General features: G+C 56.4%; 6 protein-coding genes and 2 pseudogenes. 5 read left to right on the forward strand and 3 right to left on the reverse strand.

The annotated features are described in order from the left end of the window. Positions 1-16: 16 nt before the first annotated feature. Positions 17-430 (reverse strand): hypothetical protein, encoded by a 414-nt coding sequence (locus tag A2I95_RS24725; RefSeq protein ID WP_291734131.1) that lies wholly within the window; start codon positions 428-430, stop codon positions 17-19. 66 nt (positions 431-496) lie between these two features. Here A2I95_RS24725 and A2I95_RS24730 point away from each other — a divergent pair, with 66 nt between their 5' ends. Both A2I95_RS24730 and A2I95_RS24735 read left to right on the forward strand, forming a co-directional pair. Next, the gene (locus A2I95_RS24730) at positions 497-706 is read left to right on the forward strand and encodes a hypothetical protein (protein WP_291734133.1); all 210 of its coding nucleotides are present in this window, start codon (positions 497-499) and stop codon (positions 704-706) included. Then, positions 684-1,972: pseudogene (locus tag A2I95_RS24735) on the forward strand (IS3 family transposase). The gene A2I95_RS24730 and the pseudogene A2I95_RS24735 overlap by 23 nt, the downstream one beginning before the upstream one ends. A 37-nt stretch (positions 1,973-2,009) precedes the next feature. Here A2I95_RS24735 and A2I95_RS24740 read toward each other — a convergent pair. Together A2I95_RS24740 and A2I95_RS24745 are read right to left on the reverse strand one after the other, a co-directional pair. After that, positions 2,010-2,913, reverse strand: a pseudogene (locus A2I95_RS24740) (transposase); the annotation flags it as partial. Positions 2,914-3,048: 135 nt separating this feature from the next. Further along, on the reverse strand, positions 3,049-3,978 hold the full coding sequence (locus A2I95_RS24745; protein WP_291734135.1) for a LysR family transcriptional regulator: 930 nt from the start codon (positions 3,976-3,978) through the stop codon (positions 3,049-3,051). 78 nt (positions 3,979-4,056) lie between these two features. Between A2I95_RS24745 and A2I95_RS24750 the strand changes: the two genes are divergently transcribed. Genes A2I95_RS24750 through A2I95_RS24760 form a run of 3 tightly spaced genes read left to right on the forward strand, consistent with a single transcriptional unit; the run spans position 4,057 to position 5,840 of the window. Beyond that, the gene (locus A2I95_RS24750) at positions 4,057-4,347 is read left to right on the forward strand and encodes an EF-hand domain-containing protein (RefSeq protein WP_291734138.1); all 291 of its coding nucleotides are present in this window, start codon (positions 4,057-4,059) and stop codon (positions 4,345-4,347) included. Positions 4,348-4,397: 50 nt separating this feature from the next. Further along, the gene (locus tag A2I95_RS24755; protein WP_291734143.1) at positions 4,398-4,820 is read left to right on the forward strand and encodes a MoaF N-terminal domain-containing protein; all 423 of its coding nucleotides are present in this window, start codon (positions 4,398-4,400) and stop codon (positions 4,818-4,820) included. Between the two features lie 18 nt (positions 4,821-4,838). Then, a complete protein-coding gene (locus A2I95_RS24760; protein ID WP_291734146.1) occupies positions 4,839-5,840 on the forward strand; it encodes a hypothetical protein in 1,002 nt (333 codons plus the stop codon). Positions 5,841-6,442: the final 602 nt, after the last annotated feature.

The raw sequence follows: 6,442 nt of genomic DNA on the forward strand, positions 1-6,442 counted from the left end.
GTGCTCTCTCGTGCCTCTACAGGTCTAGTGGCCGGATGGATGCCCTAAAACAGCGTGGAAACACAACGAAACGAATAAAACCGGCCTGCTCATTGGCCACTTTAGCCATCTGGCGGTTAGAAAAAAGCAAAAGCTTCCTGCCAGGCCGGGGATTTGAATGGCATCGGCCGTTTCCGGACGCAAATCGGTGGATCGGGAAGACCATGCCGTCGCTGGGTTCCTTGTCCGGATAGCGGTTTGGATTGCCGCCCCAGGTCTTCCAGAAGGCGTGAGGGCTTTGCAGAGTAATCTTGCGCAGGCCGGTAGAGGATACCGAAGGGCCATTGCAAACCTTCTGGCTGTGATACCAATCCATACTCATCCGGTACGCGCCTGAGGCCTCAACCGTCTGGCCGTCCGGAATTTCTGTGATGAAAGGTGCGTCGTACATGGTTGCTCCTTTTGGAAAAATCCCCGGCGGTCTCGGGTGAGTGCGGAGGCCAGAGGAACGCTGGCCTTGATGATGACCTATTCGGATGAGTGGGAATTCAACCGCACGCACCTGATGAAAATCCTCTGCATGGGCAGGGACAAATTCCAGCGCGTGATGAAGGAACTAGGGGAATTTGGTTATGTGGAACTGGACGTGTCGCGGTTTGATGCCGCTCCTTTGATAGCATTTACTGCAGCAAAGGAGACGGGCTATGGGACTGAAACGGACGGATGAATTTCGCCAAGATGCGGTGCGGATCGCACTGACCAGTGGGCTAACGCGTAAGCAGGCGGCTGATGATCTGGGGGTTGGCATGTCGACGCTGAACAAATGGATCACAGCACATCCACTGCCCGGCAGTGCATGTTTACATGCATGAGAGGGGAGGCACGGACGTGGTTTCGAAAGAGGATTTGGACCTCGCCAAAGAGAATGAGCGGCTTCGGCGTGAGATCCGGCTTCTCAAGGAGGAGAGGGAAATCCTAAACTGAAGAGGATCAGGAAATGATCCGGGGGATCATTTACCCGATGAAGGCCACCCAGTTCTTTGCGGGCCTAAAGCAATGAGATTTAGGTTTGTCGAAGAGCATAGGGCCCACTTCCCGACCAACCGTTTGTGCGGCGTTGTTGGCGTCAGCACACGTGGACTACGCGCATTCCGCCGCCGCCCTGCCAGTCGCAGACAGCGGTCTGACCTGGTCACGCTTGCACATATCAAAGAACAATCCCGTCTCGGCCTTGGCAGCTATGGTCGTCCGCGCATGACTGAAGAGTTGAAGGAGATCGGTCTGGATGTTGGGCACCGCCGTGTGGGGCGGTTGATGCGTCAGAACGGCATATCAGTGGTTAGAACCCGCAAACAGTGAGGCCATTTCCGCCATTGGTCCGAGGACAATGGGCGAACGTCACAACCGACAGCGACCACAAGTTCAATATCGCACCGAACCTACTGGATCGTGACTTCACCGCTGACATGCCAAACCAAAAATGGGCTGGTGACATCAGTTACGTTTGGACTCGTGAAGGCTGGTTGTATCTCGCTGTGATCCTAGACTTGCATTCCCGGCGTGTCATCGGTTGGGCCGTCAGCAACCGCATGAAGCGGGACCTGGCCATCAGGGCGTTGAAAATGGCGATTGCATTCCGGTCACCACCGAAAGGCTGCATTCATCACACGGATCGTGGGTCGCAATATTGTTCTCACGATTATCAGAAAATCCTGCGCCAGCATGGCTTCACGGTGTCCATGAGCGGCAAAGGCAATTGCTACGACAATGCCGCCCCCTCTCGGCAGCATGCTTTGCATGCGCCTGCCGGGCAATGGCCGAAACATTCTTCAAAACCATCAAGGCCGAGCTGATCTGGCGACGGTCGTGGGAAACACGACGGCAGGCTGAGGTGGCCGTCTTTGAATACATCAACGGCTTCTACAATCCGCGTCGAAGGCACTCAGCACCGGGTTGGGAAAGCCCGGTCGCTTTCGAACGGAAAGTGGCCTAAACGAGCACCTGGGGCGGCACAAAAACGCGACAGGTCCAATGTAAGAAGGCACGCCGCGTAGAATGAACAGGTCCGTCAGCGCGTCGATGACTTCGGTCGAGTTCAGCTTCCGCTTTACCCGGATCGAAAGACATTCCCGGCTGTATTCATCCAGGATGTTCAATGTTCTAAAAGCCCTTCCGTTTTCAGGGGAAATGATCCCCCGGATCATTTCCTGATCCTTCAAACTCTGTCCGGTGATGCACGAAGTCGTACGACCAGACATGATTGCGATATTCAGGACGAAGCCGGACGCATGATCCATCGTTCATCCAGAGCCGTCCCTTCTTGGGTTGCTTCATTGGAACCTTCAGCCCCTCTCGCCGCCATAGACGTTCAACACGCTTGTCGTTCACCCATTGCCTGGCAGGCGATTGCGAAGCAACCTGCCGAGAGGGGGCCAGCCAGCGTCCCGCAGCAAGGCCGCAACCCGGCGGTAGCCATACCGGCCGAATTGGCGTGTCAGCTCGATCATGTCGGCGACCAGGCTTTCCTCGTCAGCACGCCCATGTGGCAACCGACGCTGCGTGGATCGGTGCTGACCCAGGACGCGGCACACACGACGTTCGGAAACCTTCATTTGGCTGCGCACATGATCGATGCAGGCACGGCGGCGCGAGGGGCTCAGAAGTTTCCCTTTGCGGCTTCTGACAGGATTAGTTTGTCGAGTGTAAGATCTGAAACGGCACGGCGAAGGCGCTCGTTCTCCTTCTGGAGCCGCTTCAGTTCCTTGAGTTGTTCTGTGCCCATTCCGCCGTACTTCTTCTTCCAACGGTAATAGGTTTTTCCGTCACACTGATCTGCCGAATGGCGTCTATTCGGGGCATGCCTTGCCCCATCAGAACTTCAACCTGCCGTAACTTCACGACAATCTCTTCAGGCTTGGGTCTCTTAATCGCCATCTATGGTCCTCCGCTTTCCTAATCATATGGGCGGACCACTTCTTTGGGGGAGGCTCACCGCTACATTTTTTTTTGCGCAAAACCACCGGGATGTTCTTGCACCAGAACGCAATTATAAAGGACGCTGCAGAACTTTCAGGCAACCGTCCGGGCGACTTCATCTACGAACCAGCGCATCGCCGGATTGAATTGCCCGCGCTCGTGCCAAAGCAGGTAATACGGAAACTGCGCTCCCGATCTGAACGGTACAGAGACGACGCTGGAGAAAGCCGAGAGTTGCTCACCCAATCGCGATGGAACGGCCGCGACGGCATCGCTGTTCGCCACATGAAACGGCATGGCGGTGAAGAAAGGCACGGAAAGCATCGCTGGCGCCTCATCGCGCTCGATTCGCATGACGGTGTCGGCGCGCAGACGGTCTACAGTCGGGTAACTGAACTCGATCTGCCGGTAAGGTGCGATATCCGGTGGATCAAGCAAGCCTTTCCGGTTTGCCAGCTCAAGCAAAGGATGGCCTTTGCGCATGAGCAGAACATAACTGTCGGTGAACAGCTTCCTGACGATCAGATCGCCCTTCACTCTCAGCCCTGCATAGAAGACGAAATCGATTTCACCTTCCAATATCATAGAAAAACTGTTCGGCACCAAGGGCGTTACATTGACCTGGATATGCGGCGCGGTTTTGACCAGCCGGTCCATAAGCGGCCCGATCACACAGGCTGCTGCATAGTCGGTGGCTGCAATCCGAAAACAGTGGCGGGAGTTTTCCGGGCTGAAATGCGGCGGCTGAAAAACAGCCTCGATTGAATTGATGGCATCAAGCACCGGCCCTTTCAGGGACAACGCGTGATCCGTCAGCTGATACCCTGCCTGTGTTCGGATCAGCAGCGGATCGCCAGTCAGATCGCGAATACGCGCAAGAATGCGGCTGGCGGCCGGCTGGCTGATTTCAAGCAGTTCCGCCGAGCGCGTCACGCTGCCGGTTTGCAAAAAAAACCTTAGGAACCGCAGAACGCGAAAATCCATCGAGGCCAAATCTGCATTCATTTTCTGCATGATGGCCATGCTAATACCGTCATTCCGATTATGTCAATCCAAGCGCATTTAACCTTCATCGAAGTTACCCCTGATGAGGAAGATCCCATGAAAAAAGCCCTTTTGATCGTTGCTGCCGGCACCTTGGCTTTTGGTGCCAGTGCCGCACATGCCGATGTCTCGACCGCAACCCAGGACTTGAATGGCGACGGTGTTGTCACCTTCGAGGAATTCGTGGACAGCCACGCCGCGGGTATTGCGCGCACGCAGGCCTTCCTCGACCGCCACAGAGGTATTTTCGATGCCGCCGATACCAATGGTGACGGCGTTGTTGACCAGAGCGAAAGCCAGGGCGGAGCCACAGGCAAGGTCAAAGCTAAAAACACCAAAAAGTCCTGAGCCAGAATACTGGCGAAACTCCCGCCCCAATCAATCTCTAAGGATCGACCATGTTCAAACCCGCACTCGTTTCCGCTGCGCTGCTTGTTGCCGCTGTGGCAGCCTCAGATCCTGCTAATGCCGCAGACCAGGACACAAGCTGGACCGCAGAACTCAGCGCAATCAACGACGTAACCGGGAAAAGCTATGAATACGCGGTGTCCGGGTATCGCATCCGCATGGACTTTATCGCCCCGGACCGCATTCGATGGACCCGCGTTGAGGCTCCGGATGGCACTGCAGGCACTTCGGGTGAGGAAGAGATCGTGCATACCGATCTACGCCCAGGCGTCTTTGTGATTGCCTTCACCGAGGCCGATGGAAACGTGGTGGATGTCTTCGACATTCAGCGCAACCGGCTGTTTGTCAATTACATCACAAATGATGGAACGCGCTTTCACAGTGAGGCTGTGATCGAAGACGTGTCTCAATGACCCGAAGGAAGACTGAAAATGGATGTAACCCGCAGAATGTTTGCCGGGCTGATTACGGGCTCGGCAGTTGCCGCGAGCCTTCCTGCCGCGGCGCAAACGACCGCTTCACCGATGTATGAGGTCCGCGATGTGACCTTTCCCAGCGGTGCCGAGACACTGGCCGGGAAACTTTTCATGCCTCCCGGCGAGGGACCATTTCCAGCTGTGGCAGTGGTTGGCCCGGTGGCCTTTGTGAAAGAGCAGTCACCGGTGCAATACGCTACGCGCTTGGCCCGCCAGGGGCTGGCCGTGCTGATTTTTGATCCGCGCTATCACGGGGCCAGCTCGGGTGAGCCGCGCCGTTTTGAATCCGGCGAGGCAAAAATAGAAGATATCGGCGCCGCCCTGACATTCCTGTCCGCGCAGGACGGCGTGGCACAGGACAAGCTTGGTGTTTTAGGCATCTGCCAGGGGGTGAACTGGGCGATAGAAGCCGCGGTTCGTGACCGCCGCGTGTCAGCGCTTGGGATCGTGGCCGGGCACTACCTGACCCCCGCCACGGCAACACTCTACCTAGGGGACGACCAAGCGATTGCTGCACGTATGGAGCGTGCCGCCGAAGCGCGGGCTGTCTACGAAAAAAGCGGCGAGATCCGCTATATTCCGATTATCGGATCGGACGAGGCCTTGCTGACGGCTGAACTCATAGCGCAGTGGTACGCGCCTTGGGACAACCGCTCCCCTTGGTTTGCCTATCGGGGCGGGTGGGAGAACCGCATCACCGCGATGAGCGAAGAAGTCATCTGGGGCTGGAAGATCAACGAAACGGTTACCAGGCTTCAAACGCCTGTACTGATGGTGCATGGCGACAAGGCTGCATCAGGTCCCATGATCCCCCGTCAGCTGTTCGATACGATTCCTGCGGCAGACAAGGCACTTCATTGGATCAAAGGCGCAAACCAGCTGCAATTCTATGAAGACCCGCTGGTCATAGATGCCGCCCTGGCCCCGCTTGCTGCGCACTTCAAGAAAGGGCAATGAACCGGCACTATAGAGAAAGGCGAACAAAACCGGGCTTTGATGCGCTTCACACGAAGAAACGCGTTCCGCCCGGCACAATCTAGCCGCAATGTTCAGCTGGGCGGTAACCTGTGTGCTGTGTGAGCGAAACTCTGAGCCCTCGCCGGCATTTGGTGGGGGTTTCTCTTTACCCTTTGCTGCAGCCGGTTTCGATGTATGCGCCCGTGAAATCCTGGAAAGTGCAATGTCTGCTTCTTACGCCTAACGGCATCCTGGCCTGCTGCCGAGTTTGAGACCGCAGCAAATGGCGGTAAAAATCCCGAGTCGCGGCCGGTCCGCTGTTTGGTGGTCAAAGTCCGCTTTGGCTTCCCTTAACGTTTCACGCAATGTTCGCTTCGAACTGCCTGCCATCATGCCCTGGAGTGCCCGAGATCCGCTCTGGCCTTCCAGGGAGGTTGCTTGGTCGCCGCAGCACCGCAAGGCGGCAGTGAGCCCATATCTGCGCAAAAACCACCACTTTGGCCCGGCACGTATAGCATGGTCCCTGGAGCGCTATTTTGACATGAAAGTCTCCACTACAGGGGTCTATCACGTTCTGCGCCGCAATGGTTTGAACCGGCTGC

It is taken from the genome of Leisingera sp. F5, assembly GCF_001593695.1.